Below are 20,918 nucleotides of genomic sequence, written 5' to 3' on the forward strand. Positions count from 1 at the left end.
AGGCCCGCCCTCCCCATGCAACAGCCCACGTCTCCTCGACCCACGCTGCGCGTGTCCGATGACCGGAGCTTCGTCGAAGCCGAGGCCTCCCTGGAGAAGTCCGGCCGCGTGGAAGAGCTGATCCGCCTGTACGAGGGCCGCGCTCGCGACGTCGCCGCCGACGAGGCCGTGCGCCTGTTGTGCCGCGCCGCGGAGCTGGCTCATGACCGGCAGCGCAACGCGCCTCGCGCCGAGGAACTCCTCAAGCGCGCGATGCTGGTGGCGAAGGATCCGCTGCCCGCGCTGCGAGGCCTCAAGCGGCTGCACGAGTCGCGGCAGGACGCCGCGGCGCTCGCGGATGTGCTGGAGCGACTGGGCAGCTCCACGCAGGGCGAGGAGAGCGCCGGCCACTACCTGAAGGCCGCGGACCTCTACGAGCAGAAGCTCTTCCGCCGCGACAGGGCGGTGCTGTGCCTGCAGCGCGCGGCCCGCGCGAAGTCCGACCGGGCCATCTTCCGACGCGTGCGCCAGTTGCTGTTGTCCGAGGAGCGCTTCCAGACGGCCTTCGAGGCCCTGGAGCGAGAGCGCGAGGCGCTGGGCGACGCGGGCATGGCCGAGGAGTACGCGGCGCTGGCGGAGCGACTGGTGGATGATCCCACCGAGCACGAGCTGGCGCAGCGGGTGCTGGATGTCGCCCGGACGCTGGAGCCGCAGAACGCGCGCGTGGAGAAGGCCACCCGGGCGCTGCAGCGCTTCGAGCAGACGTGGCGGGACCGTGTGCGGATGCTGCGCAGCATGTCGCTGGAGGAGCGCGACAGGAAGAGCGCGGCAAGGCTGTCGTTGCTCGTGGCGAAGCTGTTCGCCTGGTACGACCCGACCGCCGCCGGCAAGGTGAAGGAGGCGTTGGACCGCTGCTTCCTGCTGTGGCCGGGCATGCCCGAGGGGCTGTCGCTCATCGAGAAGATGGCCGCGCGCTCAGGCGGCGATTTCGCGGCGGCGATTGCTCAGATTGAAGCCATGGCGGGCGAGGTGAAGGACCGCGCCGCGCAGGTCGACCTGTGGCTGCGCGTGGGCACGCTGCGTCTGGGACGGCTGAACGACGCGCCGGGTGCGCTCGGCGCCTTCGAGCGGGCCGTGGCGGCGGACCCATCGCGCGCGGACGCGGCGAGCCTCACGGCGGAGCAGTTGCTGGAGGGGGGCAGGGCGGCGGACGCGGTGGTGGTGCTGGAGCGCTACCTGACCACGGTGAAGGACAAGTCGAACCAGGCCGCGATGCGGCTGCGCCTGGCGGAGCTGTGCCTGACGCAGCTGAAGGACAGCGCCGCGGCGCGCACGCACCTGGAGGCGGCGCTCAAGCTGGACCCCACGCATGCGCTGGCGGCCTTCCAACTGGCGCGGCTGTTGGCGGAGGACGAGGAGCTGGAGGCCGTGGTTCCGCTGTTGGACCTGGCGCTCCTGGCGCCGCGTCCCCGGTCGGAGCGGGTGGCCTTCTGCGAGGCGCTCGCCCTGATGTTCGAGGAGAAGGAAGACGCGCGAGGCGCCTTCGAGGTGCTGTCGCGCGCGCTGGAGTTGGACCCCGCGCGTCCGCTGCTGCTCGGCTCGGTGGTGGAGCACGCGGAGAAAGCCAACGCGAGGCCCGCGCTGGCCCTGGCGCTCCAGCGCGCGGCGCAGGCGGCCCCGGTGGTGGAAGTGGCCGCGACGCTGTGGCGACACCTGGCGCAGTTGCTCCAGGGCCCGCTGGCGGACCCGGTGCGCGCGGAGGCCGCGTGGCGCGAGGTGCTGGCGCGGCTGCCCGGTGACGAGGTCGCCGCGGAAGCGGTGAAGTCACTGCAGGCGGTCGCGGCGCTCGCTGACGACCCGAAGGCCCGGCTGGAGGCGGAGGTGACGCGGCGTGAGGCCGCTGGCGCCGCGCCCGAGGAGCTGGAGCCGCTGGTGCGCGAGTGGACGCAGCTGGCGCCCGACGAGGTGAGCGCCGTGCAGCGGCTGCAGGCGTTGTGCGTGGCGCTGTCGCGCTTCGACGAAGCGGCGGCGCTCGCGGGGCGGCTGGCCTCGCTCGCGGAGACGCAGCTCGAGCGCAACGAGTGGACGGCGCGTCAGGCGAAGCTGTACGCGGAGCGACTGGGGCGCCAGGAGGACGCGGCGGACCTGTTCCTGGGGCTGTTGTCGGAGAACGTGTCCACCGGCGTGGTGGTGGGGGGCCTGGAGCGACTGGCCGCGGCGGGGGTGCGGACGCAGGAAGTCACCGAGGCCCTGGCGGCGCACTATGGGCGCGCCGGTGACCACCAGCGACAGGTGGCGGCGCTCCAGCAGCAGCTCGAGGCCACCACGGAACCGACGGCGCGCAAGCGCCTCTTCTCGCTGCTGGCGAGCATCCACGAGAAGCAGCTGGCGGACAGCCGCGCGGCCTTCGACACCCGGGTGCGCGTGCTGCGCGAGGACCCGAGGGATGAGCCCACGCGCGCCGAGGCCCTGCGTCTGGCGCGGGACTTGTCCGCGCACGCGGAGCTGGGGCGCGTGCTGCGCACGCTGGCGACGGAGTCGGAAGACCCCACGGTGGCGCTGTCGCTGCTCACCGAAGCGGCGGGGCTCACGGAGGAGGGCGGGCTGGTGGCGGATGCCATCTCCGCGCTCGAGGCGGCGGTGGAGCGGGCGCCGGAGTCGGGCCCGGTGCTCCAGCGGCTCGTGCGGTTGTACGGGCGCGCGGGGCGCTCCGCGGATGCCGAGGAGCTGCTGCGCAAGCGCATCCACGGCGCGCGTGGGCCGGAGCGATTGGAGTTGCTGCTCCAGCTCGTGGACCTGAACGTGGAGCTGGGCCGTCCGGCGCAGGCCGCCGAGGCGCTCCAGTCCTCGCTCTCGCATGGCGCCGAGGAAGGCCGGCACCTGCCGCGCCTGGCGGAGCTGTACGAGAAGGCGGGCCGTACGCGCGAGCTGGGCGACACGCTGGCCCGGATGATTGGCCTGGCGGAGTCGTCCGGTGAGACGGACAAGGCGTCGCGGCTGAAGCTGCGGCGCGCGCAGCTGCTGCAGGGCACGCAGGACGGCAGCGCCGAAGCGGTGCAGAGCTACGCGGACATCCTGCTCCAACGTCCCTCGGACCCGGACGCGCTCGCGGCGCTGGAGGCGATGTTGGCCTCGGGGCCCGCGCGGGAGGCGGCGGCGCGCGTATTGGTGCCCGCGCTCGAGCGGACCAAGGACCACCGCAAGCTGGTGGCCACGCTGGACGTGCTGGCTGAAGTGGCGAAGGACGACGCGGCGCGCGTGCAGGTGCTGCGGCAGGCCGCGCAGGTGCATCTGGCGCATCTGCGGCAGCCGGAGCTGGCGTTCGCGGCGCTGGCGCGGGCCCTGCGACTGGCGCCGGGTGACGCCGGGTTGCGCTCCACGGCGCGTCAGGCGGCGGAGGACGCGGACTCGGTGGACAGCTACGCGGAGATCATCGCGGAGCTGGCGGAGGAGGGCGACGTGGGCCCCGCGCGCGGCGCGCTGCTGCGCGAGCTGGCGGAGGTGCAGGAGAAGAAGCTCGACGACAAGGCGGGGGCGGTGAAGGCCCTGCGTGCATTGCTGGCCCTGGAGCCGGGCAACCTGGACAGCTTGCGCGCCTTGCAGCGGCTGCACCGCGCGGGCGAGGAGTGGGCCGCGCTGGCCGAGGTGCTCGAGAAGCTGGCGGCAGCGTCGCCGGAGCCCGCCGAGCAGCTCGCGTTCCTGCGTGAGGCCGCGCTGCTCCACGAGACGCGTCTGTCGGACCTGGAGAGCGCGTCGGAGGCGTGGCGCGCCATCGCGGAGCGCGACTCGGCGAGCCGTGAGGCCGCCGCGACGCTGGACCGGCTCTATACGGAGCTGGAGCGTCACCAGGACCTGGCGTGGGCGCTGGCGCTGCGCCGCAACCAGGAAGGACAGAGCCCGCAGGGGCGAGAGGTCTCCTTCCGCCTGGCGGAGCTGCAGCGCACGGTGCTGGATGACCCGAACGCGGCGCTGGGACTCTACAAGCGCATCCTCGCCGAGGACTCTGGTCACCCGGGCTCGCGCGCCGCGCTCGAGACGTGGGTGAAGGCGGCGGTGCCCGCCAGTGGCGCCGCGCTGGAGGTGTTGGACCCAGTGCTCGCGCAGGTGGGGGACCATGCCCGCCGCGTGGCGCTGCGCGAGGCTCGAATGGAGTCGGCGCTCACGGTGGAGAAGATCCTCCTGTCCGGTGAAGTGCGCCGCATCTACGAGCGCGACATGCGGCAGCCGTCGCTGGCCTTCATGTCGGCGGTGAAGTCCTTCGCGCAGGGGCTGGACCGGGACGGCGTGCGTCCCGACCTGGAGCGCCTGGGGCGCGAGACGGGCTCGCACGAGGTGCTCGCGGAGATCTACGAGTCCGCGGCGGTGGAACTCACGGAGGGAGACCCGGCGGCCTTGGAGCTGCTGCGTCGTGCCGCGGAGCTGCGCGAGTCGTTGGACCAGCCCGAGGAGGCCGCGCGCCTCTGGAAGAACCTGCTCGCGGACGCGCCGCAGGACCGCCAGGCGTTGGAGGCCCTGTCCCGGCTGTATGAGAAGGGGCAGAACGCGAAGAGCCTCTCCGAGGTCTACACCCGTCAAGCCCAGCTCTCCCAGGACGTGGAGGAGCGCGTCGGTCTGCTGCTCAAGGCGGGCGAGGCCTACGCCAACGCGGGCGAGGACGCGAAGGCCGTCGAGACCTATCGCTCCGCGCTCTCGCTGCGGCGGGTGTCCGAGGGACTGCTCGCGCTGGAGAAGCTGTACGCGAAGGCACGGCGGTTCGTGGAGCAGGCGGACGTGCTGGATCAGCTCGCGGATGGCGCCGCGGACGACGCCGCGCGACGGGGCTGGCTGCTGAAGCGGGCGCAGTTGCTCGAGAAGGAAGTGGGCCCCACGGAGGCGCTGCCGGTGTATCGCCGGCTGCTGGAATTGGCGCCTGGGGATGGTCAGGTGGTGGCGGGCCTGGAGCGCTTGATGGCGCACGACGGGCCCCGCGTGGAGGCGGCGCGTCTGTTGGAGCCCGTCTATCGCGGCCTGAACGACACGCGAAAGCTGGTGGAGGTCGTGGAGGTGTTGTTGCACGGCATCGCGCCGGAGCGGCGGCTGGAGCACATCCAGGAGATCGCCACCCTGCGCGAGGCGCTGGGGCAGACCTCGCTCGCGTTCGTCGCGCGGCTGCGGGCCTTCAACGAGTTCCCGCAGGAGACCTCGGTGCGTGACGAGCTGGAGCGGCTGGCGGCCGACTCCGGTTCGTTCGAGGAAGTCGCTGGCGCCTACGAGGACCAGCTGGAGCGCGACACGCAGGAGCCGCTCGCGGGTGACTTGTGGCGGCGTCTGGCGACGCTCTACGACAACCGGCTCAAGCGCTACGACCTGGCGGTCCGGGCGCTGGAGGAAGTGAGTCGGAGGGACCCGAAGAACAAGGGGGTGCTGGAGTCCATCGCCCGCGTGCATCGCCGCACCGGCGCGCACCGGGAGCTGGCGCTCGTCATGCGGCGTCAGGTGGCGGCGGAGCCCAGCGAGGCATCGCAGATCAATCTCCTGTTCGAGCTGGCGCACCTCGCCGAGGAGACGCTGGCGGACAAGGCGCTTTCGGCGCAGGCGTACCGCGAGGTGCTCGTCCTTCGGCCGGAGAACACGAACGCGCTCAAGCTGCTGGGCCGCGTGCTGGCGGAGATGGAGCGCTGGCCGGAGCTGGCGCAGCACATCGAGCGGGAAATCCAGCTCGCGGACGCGCGTGGCGCGCAGGAAGAAGCGTCGGACCTGCGCGTGCGCCTGGGGCGCCTGAAGTTCTCGCGTCTGGATGACCCGCGCGGAGCCCTGGAGCTGTACCAGTCGGTGCTGGCGCGCAGGGCGGGACATGCGGGCGCCGTCGGTGCGCTGGAGGAGATGGCCCGCTCGGAGAGTCCGCTGCGTGGCGCGGCCGCCAGTGCGCTGGAGCCCGTCTTCGTCGCGGTGGGCAACCACCTGAAGCAGGTGGAGATGCTGGAGTCCCGCGTGTCGGCGGAGGCGGTGCCGCAGGAGCGGGCCGCGCTCTTGCGTCGCATCGCGGAGATGTATGCCGGCCCGCTGGAGAACGCGGAGATGGGCTTCCTGGCGGCGACGCGTGCGCTGCGCGAGCTGCCGGATGACCTGCGCTCGCTGGAGCTGTGCGCGTCGCTGGTGGACCGGGCCGAGGCTCCCGAGGAGCTGGGCTCGGTCATCATGGAAGTGGCGCCCAAGGCGGGAGACGCCGCGCGGGCCGAGCTGTACCGCTCGCTGGCTCGACTGCAGACGGACCTGGGTGAGCCTTCCGAGGCGCTGACGTCCTGGAAGCGCGTGCTGGAGCTGCGTCCCACCGACACCGAGGCGCTGGATGGCACGGTCCGCCTGGTGGCTTCGCAGGGCAAGCCCACGGAGCTGTTGGAGGTGCTGCGCCGTCAGCTCGCCGTGGCCGAGGAGCCGGCGCGCCGCGCGGCGGTGCTCTTCCAGATTGGTCATCTGCAGGAGGAGCAGCTCCACGACGCGCTCGGTGCGCTGGCGACGTTCCGGCGCCTGCTGGAACTCAAGCCGGATGACATGGCCGCGCTGGAGCGGATGGAGGCCCTCTGCCAGAAGCAGGAGCGCTGGCCGGAGCTGGCGGACGTGCTGGCGCGTCGCATCGCGCAGATGCCTCTCGAGACGGGGCTGGAGCTGAAGTTCCGGCTGGCCATGGTGCGCGAGACGCGGCTGTTGGACCGGACGGGCGCGCTGGCGTTGTACGGCGAGGTGCTGGCGGTGCAGCCCAACCATCCTGGCGCGGTCGGCCGGATGGAAAGCCTGGTGTCTCGCGAGCCGCAGAACCTGCTGGCGGTGGAGACGCTGCTGCGGGCGTTCCGCGCGAGCGGAGACGTGCCTCGACTGGCGCAGGTCATCGAAGCGCGCGTGGGTGTGTCCACGGACGCGTTCGAGCGCAAGGCGCTGCTGGGCGAGCTGGCCACGCTGCGCGAGTCGCAGGGCGAGGTGGAGCTGACGTTCCTGGCCCTCTTCCGCGCCTTCAAGGAGGACCCGAACGACGGTGAGGTGCGCCGGCGCTTGGAGAACGCGACGGACGGCTCGGACAGCTACGACGAGCTGGTCGCCGCATACGAGGAAGCGCTGCCTCGCGTGGCCGAAGCCGCCGACGCGGCGCAGGTCTGCCTGAAGCTGGGCCAGTTGCTGGAGACGAAGCTGCGCGACTCGGACCGCGCCGTTTCCTATTACGAGCGGGCGCGCACGCTGCATGCGGCGGTTCAGGGGCGGGCGCTGGTCGCGCTGGACCGCCTGTACCTGGAGCTGCAGGCGTGGCCGGAGCTGGCGGGCATCCTGGAGGCGCTGGTCTCCGGGGCCACCGAGCAGGTGGAGCGCGTGGGCTACCTCTTCCGCCTGGGTCAGCTCTACCAGGAGCGGCTGGACAGTCCGGACCGTGCGGCGGGGGCCTACGAGGCCATCCTCAAGGTGGAGCCGGGGCACATGGCCTCCGCGCGCCTGTTGGAGGGCATCTACGAGGCCGCATCGGCGTCGGAGAAGCTCTACGCCATCCTCAAGCTGCAGGCCGACAAGGTCGTGGGCGCGGAGAGGGACCGCGTCGTCTCGAAGATGGCGCAGGTGTCCGCCGAGGGGCTCTCGGACCTGGGCGGCTCCATCGAGCTGTACCGCGAGCTGCTGGCGAAGAACGCGCGCAACGACCAGGCCTTCACCGCGCTGGAGTCGCTCTACGAGCGCGCGGACCGGCCGCAGGACCTGCGCGAGCTGCTCGAGGGGCGTCTGGCGATGACGCTGGACCCTCGCGAGGTGGTGCGCCTCAACGAGCGGCTGGGTCGTGTGGTGTATCGGCTGCTCAAGAAGCCCGAAGCGGCCGTGCCGTACTTCAAGGCGGCGCTGGACCGTGACGCGCGCAACCGCGCGGTGCTGGACACGCTGCGGGAGCTGTACGACGAGACGGAGCAGCGCGAGGAACTCGTCGGCGTGCTGCGCCGGCTCATCCCCCTGCAGGAGAACAGCGAGGGTGTGAAGGCGCTGCGCCTGCGCCTGGCGGAAGTGCTGGCCGGCATGGGCCGCCGCGAGGAGGCGCTGGACGCCGCCCGCCGCGCGCTGGAGGTGGAGCCTCACCAGGTGCAGGAACTCGTCCGGGTCCACGCGCTCTTCGTCACCCTGCGCGCCTGGAACGACGCGGTGCGCGCGCTGGAGCTGAAGGTGCAGGTGCACCTGGGCACCGAAGAGCGTGAGGCCGCGGTCGCCACGTACTTCGAGGTGGCGGACCTGTGGTCCGGGCAGGGCGGCAAGCCCGAGCAGTCCTCAAGCGCCCTGGAGAAGGTGCTGGAGCTGGACCCGTCGAACCGCACGGCCTACGAGCGGGTGTGCGAGCTGTACCGCACGTACAACGACTGGCGCGCGTATGCGACGGCGGTCGACCGTTACATGCCCCACTTCGTCACGGCCGAAGAGAAGATGGCGGCGCTGCGCGAGCTGGCGCGGGTGCAGGAAGAGCGGCTGGGGCAGAAGGACGTGGCCTTCCTGGCGCTGTGTCGCGCGCTGCAGCTCGATGCCTCCGACGACACGTTGCGCGAGGAAGTGGAGCGCCTGGCGGACGAGACGGGCAGTCACGAGGAGCTGGCCGCCGTCTACGAGGAAGTGGCGGACGAGCTTCCTCGCGGTCCGTTGGCGGAGCGGCTGTACGCCACGCTCGCGCGTGTCCACGACACGCGGCTGGATGATCCGCAGGCGGCGGAGGGCGCGTTCCGGAAGATTCTCGAGTTCGACCCGACCAACGCCACCGCGCTGGACGGACTGGCCGCCGTCTTCCATCGACGGGGCCACGAGCGCGAGTACGTGGTGGCGCTGGAGCAGAAGCTCGAGGCCGCTGGCTCCATCGAGCAGCGCAAGGGCATCCTGCGAGAGATTGCTCGCGTCTGGGACGAGAAGCTGGAGGACCCGACCGAGGCCGCCAGCGCGCTCCTGCGGGCCCTGGAGCTGGAGCCGGACGCGGAGACGCTCGGGGTGCTCACCGCGCTGTACCGGAGGCAGCGCTCGTGGCGCGATGTGGCCATGACGCTCTTGCGTGCGCGTGATTTGGCGGACACCGCCGAGGAGCGCGCGCGCATCCAGGTGGAGGTCGCGGGTGTCTTCGAGCGAGACCTCTCCGATGACGACTCCGCCGTCGCCGCCTACCGGCAGGCGCTGGAGCTGGACCCGGTCAACCGCGAGGCGCTGGAGTCACTGGAGCGGCTGCACACCAAGCTGGACCAGCCCGCGGACCTGCTCGCCATCTACGAGCGCATGCTGGAGCTGAGCGAGGACTGGCGCGAGAAGGTCCGCGTCCTCTTCCGCAGCGCCAGCATCTGGGAGGACAAGTACCAGAACCCGGCCAATGCGGACGTGTGCGTGGAGGGCGTGCTCTCCATCGACCCGCAGAACGTCCAGGCCATCAAGGTGCTCATCCGCCTGCGACGGGCCCAGGCTCGCTGGGAAGACCTCATCACCGCCTACGAGCGGCAGCTCTCCCTGGCCGTCAGCCCGCAGGAACAGGCGGAGCTGTACGTGGACATCGGCAACGTCCAGTACCAGCAGCTCAAGGTGGTGGACCGGGCCGTCAACAGCTACCACTCGGCGCTCGCGGCGGACCCCGAGAGTCGTCCCGCGTTGCACGCGCTCGGCAACCTGTACGAGCGCAGCGGCAACTGGCCCTTCGCGCTGGAGATGCTCCAGAAGGAAGCGGAGCTCGCGGGCCAGACGAAGGACGCGGTGGAGCTGTTCTACCGTTTGGGGAAGATCAACGAGGACATGCTGATGGACTCGGGCAGCGCCCGGAGTGCCTATCAGCAGGCCATCGCCATCGACGCGGGCCATCTGCCCAGCATCCGCGCCCTCAAGGGCATCCAGGAGCAGGAGAAGGACTGGAGCGGCTACGAGCAGACGCTGCGTCAGGAGGCGGAGCAGACGGAGGACCCGGCCGCCAAGGGTCGGGCGCTCCTCGATGTGGCGCGCTACCACGCGGAGACGCGCGAGGACCGAGAGACGGCCACGGGCTACTGGGAAGAGGCGCTCAAGCACATCCCGGACAGCATCGAGGCGGCGAGGCCGCTGGCGGACGTCTACATCGCCCACGAGGAGTGGGCCATGGCCGAGCGGATGCTCGACATCGTCACGCGCAAGCTGTCGGAAAAGGCCATGGTGGAGAAGGACGCGGCCACGGCGGCGGACCTGTGCCGGCAGCTCTACCGACTGGGCTACGTGGCGGAGAAGCTGGGGCGGCGCGACAAGGCCCTGAGCTGCTACGAGACGGCGTACGAGCGCGACGCGACGTACCTCCCCGCACTGGAGGGCTACGGCAACCTGCTGGTGCAGACGCGCCGCTACGAGGGCGCGCTCAAGGTGTTCCAGACCATCCTCATCCACCACCGTGAGGAACTCACGGACCTGGAGGTGGTGGAGGTCTACTGGCAGCTCGGTGACATCCACGCCGCGCTTGGCCAGGCGGACCGCGCGCAGAACCACTTCGAGAAGGCACTCGCCATCGACCCGGGCCACGAGCCCACGCTGCGCGCGCTCGTCGTGCTGATGGACAAGGCGGGCCAGTACGAGAAGTCCGCCGACCTGCGCCAGCAGCTCGTTGGCGTGCTGGAGGATGAGGCCAAGGCGAAGGTGTACCTGGACCTGGGCCGCATCTCCCGCGACGAGCTGCATGACCCGTACATGGCCATCGATGCCTTCACGGGCGCGCTCAAGGTCCAGCCGGATGCGCTGGAGGTGATGGACCAGCTCTACGTGCTCCTGCGCGAGACGCGTCAGGGCCAGAAGGCCGCGGATGTGCTGGCGCGGATGCTGGCGCTGCCCGCGTTGGCGTCCGAGCCCCACAAGGCCAAGCGCGTGTGGTTCGCGTTGGGCGAATTGCGCCGCGATGACTTGAAGGACGTGGAGGGCGCGACCCAGGCGTTCAACGCGGCCCTGGACCTGGACCCGCGCTTCGTCGAGGCGTTCAGCTCCCTGGAGGCGATGCTCGGCGGTGCCCGCCAGTGGAAGCCGCTGGAGGAGAACTACACGAAGATGCTCGGCAGGCTGCCGAAGACGCCGGAGACGCACGTGGCGCGCATGGCGCTGTGGCGCGCGCTGGGCGACCTGTACCACCAGGTGCTCAAGCATCCGGAGGGCGCGGTGGCCGCCTATGGCGTGGCCGCCAAGGGGCTCCCGGATGACGCGGCGGTGCAGGAGGCCTTCGCGGAGCTCGCCGGCAACATGCCTGGCAAGGAAGAAGAGGCCATCGCCGCGCTTCGTCGGGCGCTGCCTCACACGACGGACCCTCGCAAGATATGCGGACAGCTCGTCCGGCTGGCGGCGCTGCGCAAGGACTACGACGTGGCCTGGCTCGCGGCGCAGGCCGCGTCGGGCCTCCTGGGTGAAGCAGGGGAGGACGAGAAGGAGATCCTCTCCAAGCTGGGGCCGTACGCGAAGAAGAAGGAAGTGGCGCAGCGTCCGGTGGACGACCAGTTGTGGCACACGCACCTGTTCCACCCGAAGTCGCGTGGACCGCTCGCGGAGCTGCTCGGCCTGCTCTTCGCCAAGGCGGGGCACCTTTACGCGGTGCCCTTCACGCAGTACCAGCTCGTGCCGAAGAAGCACCGCATCGACGTGGCCAGCGCGCAGGAATACCACGTGCACCACTACCGGTACGTGGCGCGCCTGTTGGGCATGGAGGGCGTGGAGCTGTACTCGCCCTTCCTCGTGGCGACGCGCGAGCGCATGGCCAAGCGCTCCAACGAGCCCGCTCCGGAGCCGCTGGTCAACGTGGAGCTCCTGCAGACGCACCCGCCCTGTGTCCGAGTGGGTGGCAAGTACTTCGCGGAGCAGGGCCAGAAAGAGGTGTACTACCTCCTGGGCCGTGCCCTGGCGTTGGCGCGTCCGGAGCTGGCCTTCGCGCAGTACGTGCCCGCGGAGCGCTTGGAGGCCATCCTCCAGGCTGCCCTCAACATGGTGGTGGGCAATGTGCGTGTCGCCGAGTCCCTCCACGGCGTGGAGATGGAGCGGCGGGCCCTGGAGAAGGTTCTCACGGACGTGGACCGCGCGGCGCTCGCCAAGGCGGCTCGGGCCTGGCTGCCCACCGCGACACCGCAGTCCGTGCGCCAGTTCCTGGAGGGCGCGGAGCTCACCGCGGCGCGCGCGGGCCTCTTCGTCGCCGGAGAGATGGAGCCGGTGCGCAGGTTGGTCCAGGGGGAGACGGGGTCCTCGTTCCGGGTGGCGCCCCGCAACAAGCTCAAGGAGTTGCTCGTCTTCGCCACGTCCGAAGAGCTACATCACCTCCGTGTGGCTGTTGGCACACACGTGGAGGTGCAGGTTCGTCGATAGCGGGGTAGAACCCTGGGAAGGGTTCACGCGTTGATGAGCGACCGGGCGGTCAAGGCACTGATCCTTGACCCCTTCGGTGGCCACTTCTACGATTCCGACGGGATTTCTCCCGTCATTTCCGAGGCTTGCGGAAGAGATGCGTTTCGTCTGTGACAGCTGCCGCGCGCAGTACATGATCAGCGACGACAAAGTGGGCCCGAAGGGGGTCAAGGTTCGTTGCAAGAAGTGCGGCCACACCATCACCGTGCGCCCAGCGGGCGCCGCGGCGGGGAAGGATTCCCCGTCGGAGCCCGCGACTTCTTCCGCCCCTGCCTCCGCCTCGAACGGCGCGAGCACTCCGAGCACCCCGAGCAAGGAGGCCGAGTCGTCGTCGTCCTCCTCGTCCTCGTTGCCCGCCACGCTGGGGACTCCGCCGGAGGGCGGGCTCTTCACGGACGTGGAGGAGGACGAGATTGGAGCGGTGTTCGACCAGGTCCTCAGCTCTGGCACGCACAAGATTCCGGCGGGTGAATCCGTCGGAGAGGCCGCGGCGCGCGACGCCACGGCGGAGAACGTGCGCAAGCTGGCCGAGGCCGAGGACGAGCCCGACAAGGACGAGGCGAAGGCCCCGGCTTCTTCTCACGACTGGTACGTGGCCATCGACGAGAAGCAGGTGGGACCGCTCTCCGTCGAGAAGGTGAAGGACGCGTGGGACCGCGGGGAGGTGGGACCGGACAGCCTGTGCTGGCGCTCCGGTTTCAGCGATTGGATTCCCCTGTCGGAAACGGCGGAGCTGGCGTCGGTGCTGGCCCCGCGTCCGTCGAAGCCGACCATCGTCGCGCCGGAGCCGGTGTCGGGCTCTTCGCCCACGGTCCAGCCCGGGCCGGTGCAGTCGGCGTTCAGCGCGGGCAAGGCCTCCAAGGGCGACAGTGCCCCGCCGCCGTCCGCTTCTTCAGAGGCCCCCTCGGGTTGGAAGCCCTCCGCGGCCAGCGTGCTGGCCTCGCTGGTGAAGGAGGAGAACGACGCGTTCTCCAAGCCTCCGCCGACGCCCGCGCCGCCATTGGGCCGGGAGCCCGTGTCCCAGTCGAGGTTGCTCGACGTTCCCATGCCTCCGCCCGAGCCGGTGTCTTCGCCGTCGCTGATGGGCGCGAGCGCGGCCATGGCGGCGCAGATGGCGCCCCCTCAGGCGCAGCAGCCCTACCCGCAACAGGCGATGGCGCCCTACGGGCAGCCCTCGCAGATGCCCTATGGGCAGCAGCCCGCGCCGTATGCGCAGCCCGGTCCCGCGCAGTATTCGCCCGCAGGCTATGCGCCCACGTATGCGCAGCAGGGCGGGACTTCGCAGGGTGGCAAGAATCGGATGGGCCTGATGGTGGGCATCGCCGTCGGGGTGCTGGGGCTCGGTGGTGGCGTGCTTGCGTTCACCATGAAGGGGGATAGCAAGGTCGAGGCTCCGGCCACCTCGCAGGTGGCCTCACCGCCTGTCGCGGCGGCGACTCCTCCGCCGGTCGCGGCTCCCGTGAATCCGCCGCCCGTGGCCGCGCCGGTCCAACCGCCTCCGGTGGTCGCGGGGGCGGCTGCGACGCCAACGCCTCCGCCTGTCGCTGCTGGAACGCCTGAGGCGAACCCGGCCGTTGCCGCGGGGACGCCTGCGCAGCCCGCTGCGACTCCGCCGCCCGTGGCGACGCCTCCAGCGGTCGCACAGGCTCCGGTGTCGCCCACGCCTCCCGTGGAGACGGCGAAGCCACTCGACTCCGCCGTGGCGAAGGTGGAACGGACGACGCCCCGGAAGAACAATGGTTCCTCCGCTGCGGGTCGCAGGGAAGAGCCGGAGGAGCGGCCGGTGGCGCGCGCGGAGAAGCCCGCGGCGAGCGAGGGTGACAGCGACGACTTCGACGAGCTGTTCGGCACGAAGAAGCCGAAGAGCGAGCCGAAGCCGAGCGAGAACCGGCCGCCGACCGCCTACATCCCTCCCGAGCCTGGGGGCGGTGGTGTGCGCGATACCCTTCAGCGTTCCGACATCATGGAGGTGGTGCTGAACAACAAGCCCGCCATCGTGAAGTGCGTGAACGAGCAGAAGAAGAAGGACCCGATGTTGAGTGGCAAGCTGGTGATGCGGTGGACCATCCAGACGAGTGGCAAGACTGCGAATGTCACGTGCAAGACGGATGAGTACCGCACCACGTACATGGCGAGCTGCATTTCGGGGCTCATCAAGAGCTGGGCTTTCCCTCGTCACAAGAAGCAGGGCGAGCCCATCGACTTCCCGTTCACCTTCTGAGTGGGCGAGGGTGTTTCCGGGTCCAGTGCGACACGTGGGTCACGCCTGGGTCCGATGTGAGTGTTCGCTTTCGTGAGGGCTGAATTTCCTCGAAGGCCGAGCGTCAGTGGGCGTGTCGACACTCGTTGACACGTCAGGACGGGCGGGACTAAAGCCGAGCCGCTCGCATGGACGTCGGGGTCTGAAGTCAGTGGCCGGAGGCCCCCAGAGAGACGTTCCAAGCAGACTCACGGAGGGATTCTCAACATGCAGCTTCGCAAGATGATGCTGGTGCTCACGGCGCTGGGCGCGATGAGCGGTTTGATGGCCGGTTGCGGTGACGACGACACGGGCGGCCAGGGCTGCACCTCGAACGATGACTGCGCGGGCACGGAGATCTGCCACCCGTCCGCGGGTGTCTGTGTGACGACGTGTGAGTCTGGTTCCGACTGTCCGGACACCGCCAAGACGTGCGCGCCCCTGGGTGGTACGAGCACCCAGGCCAACACGCGGATCTGCCAGTGCTCCACGGACGTGCTCTGCAATGGTGGCACGGACTCCGAGTCGACCGACCTGGTCTGCTCCGACCTGGACACTGTTTGCGTGCCGAAGTGCGACTCGAACGATGACTGCGGCACCGGTCGCGTGTGCGACACGGCGTCCGGCCAGTGCGAAGAGGACGACACCACGGGCGGCACCTGCACGGGCACCGGCCAGAGCACCTGCCAGTACGGCCAGTTCTGCAGCAGCGGCACGTGCACCGAGGTTCCGGCGCCTACCTGCGCGAACTTCACGCCTGCCCAGGGTGGCAAGCAGCCCGTCTGGACCATCTCGGACACGGGTCCGATCATCTACGACATCACCAGGACGTCCTGGGGCACGGACAGCTTCTGCGCTACGGGCCTCACCACAGTCAAGGCTCGCGTCCGCGCGTACCAGCCTGCGACTGGCACGGCGACCTTCCCGGGGCAGGTCAGCGGTCTGCCCGGCCTGTTCTACGTGCGCGTCAATGGCAGCCAGTTGGATGGCATCCAGACCATTCGTCCTTCTGAGTACTCGACGTCGAACGGTGGGAAGAACGCGGACTTCACCATGAACTTCTGCGTCGACTCCGCCTCGACGACGTTGTCGATCGGCCTTTACTTCACCGATGGCAATGAGATTTGCGCCCAGTTGAACCGCTAGCTTTCTGGCAGCACAGAGCCTGAATCACGTGAGGCCCCATTCCTGTTCGGGATGGGGCTTCATGCGTCTCTGGTGAATTGTGGCAGTCGAGGCGCACTCCCGCAGGCGCACGGCGCGAGAGTGAATAAGGTGCTCAGTCGCTCGTTTGAATGAGGGACGGTGCTCCAGTTACCCGTTGCCACGTGAGAAGGAGAAAGAGATGTCTTTCCGTATTGTTGCCCTGTGTGTGACGTTTGCCGCCTCCCATGCCATGGCCGAGGACACCTCCGTGGGCCGCGAGGTGCGCCTCAACTGCCCTGCGGGAACCCTTCAGAAGGGGACGCGGGTGAGCAAGGACCTTGGCGTCTTCTGCGTGAAGTCGTCGGGGGATGACAAGGGCTCCCACCATGGGCCCTATGTGGACTTCTGGGCCAACGGACAGAAGCAGTCGGAGGGTCAGTACAAGGATGGGCTCCGCACGGGCCACTGGACCTTCTACGACACGAACGGTGTGAAGACGGGGGAGACCCAGTTCGTGAACAACGACTACCATGGTCAGAGGGTTCAGTTTCATCCCAACGGCGCCAAGAAGATGGAGCAGACGTGGGTGAAGGGCCTGCGCGAAGGGGTTGAGGCGACCTACACCGCAGACGGTCAGAAGGTCTCTGAGCTCCGTTATGAGGCTGGAAAGCCGATGGCCTCGAAGTAGTCCTGACAGATTCGTTCCTGCCTGACTCGAAAGGCCCTCGCCTCCTTCTGGAGCGAGGGCCTTTCTTGTTGCTCCCAAGGGACTTTCCCGAATCGTGCTGCTCGGCTAGGAAGCTCAGGCGTGAAGGCTCCTTCGCTAACCCCCGTTCTCCCGGACATCCCTGTTCGCACTGTCGCGGAGATGGGGCTGCGCGAGCTTGAGCGCATCCGCCTCATCCTACGAGGGGGCTCGGTCATCGACTGGAGACGAATGCACTTCCAGGTTCGTGATGAGGTCGACCGATTCCTGCGCCTCTGCCAACTCGATGTCTCCCGCCCTTATGACGAGGACTGGGCCCGCCTCGTGTTGGCGGAGGCGGTGGCGTACCTGCGCAAGACCTTTAATTACCGGGTGGCAGATGCGGTCGCAAAGCCCGAAGAGATCCACGATCTCTTTCTCTTGGCCTCGGGCGCGAAGGGCAATGCTAGGCACCGCCGTATTGCGTGTGTCGTCCTGAAGGTGATGCACGTCATCCAGCATATCGAAGGTCGAGACCTTCTTTTCCGCCTTGCGATTTCGGAGGCAGAGCTGGCTGAGTTGGTGATGGAGAAGGTCCTCGGTGTCGCCCAGGAGATGCAGGCAAAGGGCCTTCCGATTGTGGAGTTCGCGCACTCCATCAAGACGCAGGACTCGCTGGTCACGAAGCTCCTGGCGAAGAAGGAGACGGTTGCAGCCCAGGTTTATGACCGCACTCGATTTCGCATCGTAACCCGCTCACGCGACGACCTCTTGCCCGTGCTGTATTACCTCACGCAGCGACTGTTCCCCTTTCACCTCGTGGTGCCGGGGCAGACTGAAAACACGCTACTCCCCTTCAAGGGAGTGCTTGAGGAACACCCTCACTTTGAGCAGTTCACCTCCAACCTCCACTTGGACCGGAACTATGAGGACCGGGAGGACCGAGGAGGGAACATGTTCTCTGGTAGCAGTTACCGGGCGCTTAATTTCGTGGTCGATATTCCCGTGCGGATGGATGCCTATCTGCCGCTCCCTGAAGAAGACACGCGGCCGCGTAAGGGCCGCGTGGTTATCTCTCTCGTGGAGTTCCAGATTGTCGATGCGGAGACCGCCCATCAGAACGAACTGGGTGAGAACTCTCACGAGTCATACAAGCGCCGTCAGAAGAAGCGCGTGCTGAAGCGATTGAGCCAGGGCTTGGTTGTCCCGAAGCGGCAAGGCTGAACCCTCCCGCTCGTCGGGCAACATTGCTTCTCTGCGCTTACGGATACTCGTAAGTGACTTCCAGTTCAGCCAACTTGGGATCTTCCTCGACATTTGAATCGATGCTGTCGACATTTCCGTCGTTATTTGTCCCAATCTCGAAGCGAAGCCGATACTGGGTTCGCTTGTTTCGAGTTGCACGGTTTGCCCAATCCTGAGCTACCACAGCGGTGACATCGATTCTTCCGGGGCGGCCGAGTGAGTCAGAGGGAACGGGGATTCCAGAGGAGAGGGGCTGAGAATGGTAGGCAGCTTCGAGTCGCGGATCGAAATCGAAACTAGTCGGGAGTTCCTCGCCAACATCCACAGGTTCAAGGAGGAGCCGTCCGAGCTTCCCATAAGGGTCGCCGCGCTGACCAGTCGCCCACCATTTGATTTGTGCTTGGCGGATGAAAACGAGTTCTTCTGGAAGACTGGTCATTTGAAAGCCCAAGAACAGCCGATAACTGAGGTCGCCTGACCAGTCGCCGACGTTGGCCCCATTGTAGAAGGAGGTCTGTCGCGAGAAATCTGGAGCCGACAAGGGACCGCTAGTCCTGAGATCGAAGTCGAAGGTCGTGATCGCCTGACGCATGGTCCGGAAGTTTCGACTCAAGGTTTCCACCAGTGGATTCCCCGCGACGTCACGCGCCGTGGCCGTGACTTGCCAGTGGAGGTTCGTTCCATGAGCAAGGCTCGAGGGCAGGGTGTATGTCATCACCGTTGACGCTGCATTCCATGCGAACGTGCCGGTATTGAAGCCCGCAGGCGATAGAATCGCGAATGCCGTTTCGACGGATCCTCTTTCCATGGGTTCCGAGAATACGACTTCGAGAAGCGTGTTCCGGCCAGCTCCAATGGCTCCATTCACGGGTGTCGTGAACAAGACCGTCGGTGGAGTTGTGTCGGGGGCAGGGCCTTCTGTAGTGAATGAGAGTGAATGAGTCCCGCTCAAGGCATTGCCAACAAGGTCCTCGCCGACGACCGTGACTGTATAGAGAGTGTTTTCACTCAGGGGAGAGGCGACTCCCACGGTGAGCATCGTGCCTTGAAGGCTCCAGGCTGGGTTGCCGAGAGGGTGCTCTGGCTGGAGCGTGACTCGAACGCTGCTCTGCTTCATCGTTTCGGAGAACGTCAGCACCAGGCCCGTATGGATGGAAACCTGAGTGGCTCCTCCTAGCGGTGTTGTCGTCCGAATGGTTGGTGGGAGCGTATCGGCAGGCCCGGCGTCAGGCGTGCCTCCTCCATCCTGTTGTTGGCCGGCATCGGCGGGGGGCTGGCCCGCATCTGGCGGGTCCACGATGTCCGGAACATCGATGCACCCCAAAAGCAGGACGACGGCGGCGAGGGGGACGGAGAGGCGAAGTCGGTTCGTCATGAAGGGCGTCAGTGCAGAGGGCGTTCCACAGCCAGGCACAGTCACGAGTGCCTGGCCCGGCACCCAGATGCCTATCACGGCCGCGTCAGGCCCGCGTGAGCTGGCCAGTTGCCCTCACGGCAGCCCGTCCGCCATCCCGGACCTCCATCCCGCGAACCGCCACACCCCGTGAAACGAGAAGCCCGCGCCTCTCGGACTCCTCCGAGCAGCACGGGCTTCACCGTCGTGGACCTCGAGGCCTCGGTCCTACTTCTTCTTCCGGTTCTTCTTCTTGTTGTCCTTCTCCCGCTTGCGGCGCTCCTTGATGGCGTCGCGGTCCTCGGGCTTCCCACTCGCGGCGGGCGGGGCGTAGCCCATGAGGCGGGCCTTCGCCATGGCGGCCTGCCCCATGGGAGGCGTGTAGCCAGGGGCCACCTGCGGCAACTGCATGGGCATCCCCATGCCGGGCATGCCGCCGCTCATCATCTTCTCCATCATCTTGGGGTCCCCACCAAACATGCTGGAGAGGTCCATGTTCCGCATCTGCGACAGCTGACCCAACTGCTTGAAGCCAGGGATTCGGCCGAGGAGGCCCGGGTTCTGGCCAATGGTCCCCATCACCTGCTGCATCATCCCGAACTTCTGAAGCAGCTCGCGCACGTCCTCCGGCTTGCGACCGCTGCCCTTCGCGATGCGGCCAATCCGGCTGGAGTTGATGAGGTCCGGACGCAGGCGCTCCTTCTCCGTCATCGAGTCGTACATCGACTCAATCTTGGTCAGCTCCTTCTCGTCCGGGTTGAGCTGGTCGGTCAGGTCGCCGAAGAGGGGGAACTTCTCCAGCAGGTCCTTGAGCGGACCCATCTTCCGCACCATGCGGATCTGCTCGACGAAGTCCTTCATCGAGAACTGGCCGGACAGGAGCTTGCGCGCGTCGTCCTCGGCCTTCTTCTCGTCGACGACCTTCTCGAAGTCCTTCATCAGGCCGACGATGTCGCCGAACCCGAGGATGCGACCGGCGAGGCCCTCCGGGCGGAACTCCTCCAGCTTGTCCATCGACTCGCCCATGCCGAGGAACTTGATGGGCTTGCCGGTGACTTCCTTGATGGAGAGCGCCGCGCCGCCGCGAGCATCGCCGTCCAGCTTCGTCAGGATGAAGCCATCCAGGCTCAGTCGCCGGTCGAACTCGGCCGCGGTGCGCACCGCGTCCTGACCAATCATCGCGTCACACACCAGGAGGATGTTGTCCGGGTGGACGTTGGTCTTGATGGACTCCAGCTCGTTCATCAGCGCTTCGTCGATGGCGAGCCGACCGGCGGTGTCGATGATCACCACGTCGCACTTCTGCTCGCGAGCGGCGGCATAACCTCGCTTGGCCAGCTCGGGCGGCTGCACGCCGGGCTCGTGGTAGACGGGCACCTTGAGCCGCTCACCCAGCACCTTGAGCTGATCCACGGCGGCGGGACGGTAGATGTCCGCGGCGACGAGCAGCGGCTTGCGCCCCTGCTGAAGCAGCCGGTTGGCGAGCTTGCCGGCGGTCGTCGTCTTACCGGAGCCCTGGAGGCCCACCATCATGATGCCGGACAGCTGCCCCTTCGGCTTGAGGTTCAGGCTCGTGTCGACCGGCCCCATCAGCGCCTCGAGCTCGTCGTGGCAGATCTTGATGAAGTGGTCCATCGGGCTGACCTTGCGCTTCTGGCCCGAGGCATCGGTGATGGTCGTCTGGACGAGCTCGCCCACGGCCTTCTCGCGGACGCGGGCGACAAACTTCTTCACCACATCGAAGGCGACGTCGGCCTCGAGCAGCGAGACGCGGATGTCGCGCAGCGACTCGTCGACCAGCTCGGGGGTGAGCTCGCTCTTGCCGGCGAGGCGGTTCTTGGCGGCGCGGAAGCCCTTGGTGACGGTCTCAAGCATGGGGG

Annotated in this window: 7 protein-coding genes; 5 read left to right on the top strand and 2 right to left on the bottom strand. The window is 68.2% G+C overall.

Translation table 11 applies throughout. The annotated features are described in order from the left end of the window. Positions 1-15 precede the first annotated feature (15 nt). The 5 genes from HUA74_RS05335 to HUA74_RS05355 all read left to right on the top strand — a co-directional run bounded on the left by HUA74_RS05335 (position 16) and on the right by HUA74_RS05355 (position 17,624). Positions 16-12,291 (top strand): tetratricopeptide repeat protein, encoded by a 12,276-nt coding sequence (locus HUA74_RS05335; protein WP_174453618.1) that lies wholly within the window; start codon positions 16-18, stop codon positions 12,289-12,291. Positions 12,292-12,427: 136 nt separating this feature from the next. After that, the gene (gene gltJ / locus HUA74_RS05340; RefSeq protein WP_174453619.1) at positions 12,428-14,551 is read left to right on the top strand and encodes an adventurous gliding motility protein GltJ; all 2,124 of its coding nucleotides are present in this window, start codon (positions 12,428-12,430) and stop codon (positions 14,549-14,551) included. A 246-nt stretch (positions 14,552-14,797) separates the two neighbouring features. Then, the gene (locus tag HUA74_RS05345; RefSeq protein ID WP_254624890.1) at positions 14,798-15,715 is read left to right on the top strand and encodes a hypothetical protein; all 918 of its coding nucleotides are present in this window, start codon (positions 14,798-14,800) and stop codon (positions 15,713-15,715) included. A gap of 199 nt (positions 15,716-15,914) precedes the next feature. Then, on the top strand, positions 15,915-16,403 hold the full coding sequence (locus HUA74_RS05350) for a toxin-antitoxin system YwqK family antitoxin (protein WP_174453620.1): 489 nt from the start codon (positions 15,915-15,917) through the stop codon (positions 16,401-16,403). 120 nt (positions 16,404-16,523) lie between these two features. Continuing rightward, the gene (locus tag HUA74_RS05355; protein ID WP_174453621.1) at positions 16,524-17,624 is read left to right on the top strand and encodes a TIGR04552 family protein; all 1,101 of its coding nucleotides are present in this window, start codon (positions 16,524-16,526) and stop codon (positions 17,622-17,624) included. A 37-nt stretch (positions 17,625-17,661) separates the two neighbouring features. On the opposite strand, the gene HUA74_RS05360 is transcribed toward HUA74_RS05355, so the two are convergent. Together HUA74_RS05360 and ffh are read right to left on the bottom strand one after the other, a co-directional pair. Next, entirely contained in the window at positions 17,662-19,020 is a 1,359-nt protein-coding gene (locus HUA74_RS05360; protein ID WP_174453622.1) for an Ig-like domain-containing protein, read from the bottom strand. Between the two features lie 246 nt (positions 19,021-19,266). Next, a complete protein-coding gene (gene ffh, locus HUA74_RS05365; RefSeq protein ID WP_174453623.1) occupies positions 19,267-20,913 on the bottom strand; it encodes a signal recognition particle protein in 1,647 nt (548 codons plus the stop codon). Positions 20,914-20,918 lie beyond the last annotated feature (5 nt).

It is taken from the genome of Myxococcus sp. CA051A, from assembly GCF_013336705.1.
GTDB lineage: Bacteria > Myxococcota > Myxococcia > Myxococcales > Myxococcaceae > Myxococcus > Myxococcus llanfairpwllgwyngyllgogerychwyrndrobwllllantysiliogogogochensis.